Annotated in this window: 3 protein-coding genes; all 3 read left to right on the plus strand. The window is 36.1% G+C overall.

Going from position 1 to position 5,171, the window contains the following annotated elements; translation table 11 throughout:
- A partial coding sequence (locus RMR19_RS20925) for an InlB B-repeat-containing protein (protein WP_310605450.1) occupies positions 1-2,673 on the plus strand: 2,673 nt, incomplete at its 5' end.
- A 210-nt stretch (positions 2,674-2,883) separates the two neighbouring features.
- On the plus strand, positions 2,884-4,452 hold the full coding sequence (locus RMR19_RS20930) for a glycoside hydrolase family 43 protein (RefSeq protein ID WP_310605451.1): 1,569 nt from the start codon (positions 2,884-2,886) through the stop codon (positions 4,450-4,452).
- Between the two features lie 248 nt (positions 4,453-4,700).
- Positions 4,701-5,171 (plus strand): ROK family protein (locus RMR19_RS20935; protein WP_310605452.1); only part of this gene is annotated, 471 nt, incomplete at its 3' end.

Consider the following 5,171-nt stretch of genomic DNA (forward strand, 5'->3'; position numbering starts at 1 on the left):
GCAGCGATGGTATCAATGATATCAATTGGTATTCTATGTGAGAATGAAGAAATATTCTCTCGTGCAGTGGAGTTATATCAAGATATCCATATCAACGGTTCGATTGCAGTGTATGTAAGTGACTGGGGACAATCTGTAGAAAGTGCGAGAGATCAAGCACATGCACAGCTTGGAATTGGATATATGGCAGATGTTTGTGCGGCAGCACTGAATCAAGGAATTAATTTATACGATCTGTATAATTACCGTCTTGCAAAAGCATTTAATTGGGCGGCACAGTATAACTTATATGATACAAATTATACGTTTGAGCCTTTGATGAATGTATTCAATAATTCGAGCAGAGGATATTGGACAACGCTAGACAGTGAGAAGATTAACAGAGGTGAATTAAGACCAGTTTATGAACTTCCATTATCTTATTATTCAAATGTTGAAGGTGTGGATGTTACATGGATGAAGAAAGCAGCAGAAGCTATGCGAGCACAAGGTTATGTACATAATGATAATTTGAATTTCGGTACATTAACAACATATAATGGTGCAAGTACAGCGAAATCAGAACCATATTTCCAAATCAGGACAGCGATTGAACCTTGGTATCAAAGAACATATAGTGCAGTAAAACAATATGACAGTTCTGTTGCTGCAGGTGTGGCAGAAACGTTAAACTCCTATTTTGCAGTTTCAGAAGATGGTACGATTACAGCTTCTCTGAAGAAAGCAGATGCGCCTTATTTCCAATTAATTAATAATGACGATGGCACTTATGCACTAAAATGCGTAAGTACAGATAAGTATGTATCTGTAAAGGCAGATATGGTTGGTGATGAAAATGTAATCAAAGCTGATGCTGATACTGTATCAGACAGTGAAAGATTTACTCTTAAAGCGACAGGTATTGGTTACTATTATTTGGCATCGCCTAAGTACGATAACCGAGCTGTAACTATCCATGTAGATGGTGCAGATACACCAACGAGCGCTGTTTTAACAATGAGATTAAGCAATTCAACAAAGACTTCAAGTGCTAGTGTAACAACTAGTGAAAGATTGATTTTTGTATATAATACAAAGAGTACAGTTTTGGGAGTTGAAGAAGAAAACTGTACTGTAACATTTAATACAAACGATGGAAGTAAGGTAACTGCTCAACTCGTGGAAAAAGGAAGTTTGGTAACTGAACCATCAAAGACAGAAAAGACAGGATATGAATTTGAAGGTTGGTATAAAGATAGTTCACTAACTCAAAAATGGGATTTTGCGAAAGATACTGTTACAGAAAATGTCACACTATATGCAAAATGGACTGTGAAAGATAATGGTAACAACGATGATAACGGCGATAATGATGATAAGAAATTCTTTACAATAACATTTAATACAAATGGTGGAAGCACAGTATCTTCTCAAACAATAGAGAATGGTAACAAAGTAACTGAACCATCAAAACCAGAAAAGACAGGAAATGAATTCGAAGGTTGGTATAAAGATAGTTCATTAACTCAAAAATGGGATTTTGCAAAAGATACTGTTACAGACAGCATAATATTATATGCAAAATGGATTGTGAAAAATATTGACAACGGTTACAATGCTACTATCATAGATAATGAAACAACAAATACTACAGATTCAACAAGTAAGCAAGTAATTAAAGTTGAAACTGCGAATCAAGAAGCAACAGTTTCTGTAACGATTAATGAAAAAGCATATGAATCCGAATTGTCAACAGTTACAGTAAAGAATCCATATCAGTTAAAGATTGAATTGCCTTCTAGCACGATTGTAAATCAGATTAAATCGGATTCCATTAAGAATGTGAAAGTTGTTGTAACATTACCAAATTCATTTATTGCAAATGAAAGTATTGCTATAAATGATATTATGTTATCCAAACAAATCCTTACAGCAGCAAAGGAGAATCAAAAGACAATTACTCTTGTTGTAAATGATGAAAGTAAGAAGCTACTTTATCAGTGGACAATTGATGCAGATGATTTAGCAAAGGCTTCCATTACGGAAGGCATTAGCCTAGGAATAAAGACGGCTGTAGCAAATACAAATTCAGTTGTTAAAAAGGTATTGGAAAATGACTCAAAGAACTCAAATGGTGTAGTAGTAACAGTTGCTTCGAAAAAGACATTATCTGTTCAGGTAACAAACAAAGTTTATATAGGAGAACAGGCAGGAATTAAAGTAGGCAAAAAGGTATATGTGTACTACTACAATAGTACAACAAAGAAACTGGATACCATTCCAGGAGGTTATAGCTGTGTGGTTGATGCAGATGGCTACCTGTCCCTTCCAATTATTAAAGGTGGTGACTATGTAGTATTAGCAAAAAAAGCAAACACAAAAGTGATAACTTCTCTTGTTAATCAAGTGCAAATTACAAAGAGTGTTACATTGAAAAAAGATAAGACAAGTACGATAAAACCAGTATTGCCAGATTGGTTAGAAAAGGTAAGTAAGTTAAACATTTCTACGAAGTATACTTGCGTCGGAGCAGTTACCATAACATATAAATCTAGCAATTCTAGTGTTGCATCTGTTGGAGCATCATCAGGTAAAATAACTGCGAAGAAAAAAGGAACAGCTACAATTACAGCGACAGTAACATTATACTCTGGAAAGGTAAAGACATACAAAACTACAGTTACAGTTAAGTAGATACCAGTTAAAAAAGTGATTGCCTTGCAATCCAAAATGAAATAACAAAAGACTCCAAGTAAGTTATCGATACTGCGATATATTTACTTGGAGTCTTTTAAAAAAGTCGAAAGAACATAAAAAAGTACAGTATATTATATAAAAATTGCATCTCATTCATACCCCTATATTGCTAAACTGGAAGTAGCTAAATAAGGAGGTTTAACAATTATGACAACATACCAAAATCCAATATTAAAAGGAGATTTTAGTGATCCAGATGCAATTCGAGTTGGAGATGACTTTTATATGATAGCATCCTCCTTCACGTATTTTCCGGGGCTACCGTTATTACATTCGAAAGATTTAGTAAACTGGAATCTTGTAAACTATATAGCCAAAGAGTTACCGTTTGATGCATACAATCATACGATGCATAAGAAAGGAATCTGGGCACCTGCAATTCGCTTTCATGAGGGAGAATTTTATGTATATGTGTGTACACCAGATGAAGGATTATTCTTATATAAGGCAAAAGATCCTTTTGGTGATTGGGAGATGCATCATGTGCTTCGAGTTACTGGCTGGATTGACCCTTGCCCTGTATGGGACGAGGAAGGAAATGCGTATCTAGTCCATGCATTTGCAGGAAGTAGAGCAGGAATCAATAGCATTATCTATGTGCATAAGATGAATAAAGAAGGAACGAAAATTATTGACAATGGAAAATTGGTTTTTGATGGAGGAGAAGAACATCATACTACCGAAGGGCCAAAGGCATATAGACGTAACGGTTACTATTATATCATGGCGCCTGCTGGCGGAGTAGTAACTGGTTGGCAGATTGTTATGCGTTCGAAGAATATCTATGGGCCATATGAGGTTAAGGTAACATTACATCAAGGAGACAGCATAATTAATGGGCCACATCAAGGGGCATACATAGAGATGGAGGACGGTAACGATTGGTTTTTGCATTTTCAAGATCGAGGAGCATATGGAAGAATAACACATCTACAACCAGTGTATTGGGAAGAAGATTGGCCTATGATGGGAATGGATACGAACGGTGATGGAATTGGTGAACCAGTACTAACATATGAATCACCAGTTGAGTTGACCGATGAGATGATAGAACAGTGCAATTCTTTATATGAGAAACGTGGCATTAAAGCAGTTAATTTACCTGAGATTTCTGATGATTTTGATAGTAAGACATTAGGATTACAATGGCAGTGGCAGGCGAATCCGAATGAGAGATGGTATTCATTAACACAAAATCCGGGTAATTTGCGCTTACATGCATGTAAGAGCGAAAAGTCACATTCGTTATTCCATGCACCATGGTTTTTGTCGCATCTTATGCAAGAAGAAGCATTTCAAATTACAACAAAGATTACATTGCGTGATGTTGAGTTTGGTGATAAAGCCGGTCTTGCAATGATGGGGTATCAATATAGCTATATTGCGTTAGAGCAAGAAGAAGGACAATACGTTGTGAAACAGTATTCTGGTAAAGCGAAAGACATATCGATTTATGACCAAGAGGTAGTTTGCGAAACATGTGAAGAAAAACATATCGTAAAGAAGAATGAGATAACTATGCGTATGGAAGTGGAAGAGGGAGGTGTCATTCAATACTACTATAGCGTAGATGAGGAGACATTTATCCCGATTGGAAATCCACAAGTAGCAACAGCAGGAGGCTGGACAGGTGCACGCCCAGGTATATTCTGTGGAAACTTCCTAGGCAGAATTAGTACAGGATATGCGGATTTTCAATATTATCAAGTGAAGTAGTAGTTGTACTATAGAGTGGTTGTTGTCGCGTAGCAAAGTGGTAGCAACCACTTCATACGTGTAGGAGTGAAATAAAAGTATAAATGATTAAAATTAACTTGAAATTAATCTTGGTTTAGCTTAAAATAATCTAAGGATAATAATACCTTAAAGAGTAGAAGTTAATCAGAAAAGTAGTAATATAAAAATAAGCAATATTAAAATAATAGAGTTCAACAAAAATACATGTAAAACAAGGAGGCACACACATGAGAATAGGTGCGTTAGAAGCTGGTGGCACGAAGATGGTAGTTGCAATTGGGAATGAGCAAGGAGAAATCTTTGAACGATTATCCATTCCAACGGAAAAACCAGAGATAACAATGCCCAAATTAATTGAGTATTTCAAAAGTAAGGATATTGATGCATTAGGTGTAGGCTGTTTTGGGCCGATTGATTTAAATAGAGAATCGGATACGTATGGCTATATCACATCAACGCCAAAACTTGCTTGGAGAAATTATAATATTGTTGGCGCATTTGAAGAAGCATTGCATGTTCCAGTGGGATTCGATACGGATGTAAATGCATCTGCGATTGGTGAGGCAACTTGGGGAATAACAAAGGAAGTAAAGAACAGTATCTATATCACAATCGGAACTGGTGTAGGTGTAGGCGTAATTATAGAGGGTAAGCCACTTCATGGAATGTCACATCCAGAAGCAGGTCATATTCTATTA

Origin of the sequence: Anaerosporobacter sp., assembly GCF_031551385.1 — a bacterium.
In the GTDB taxonomy this organism is placed as follows: Bacteria; Bacillota; Clostridia; order Lachnospirales; family Lachnospiraceae; genus Anaerosporobacter.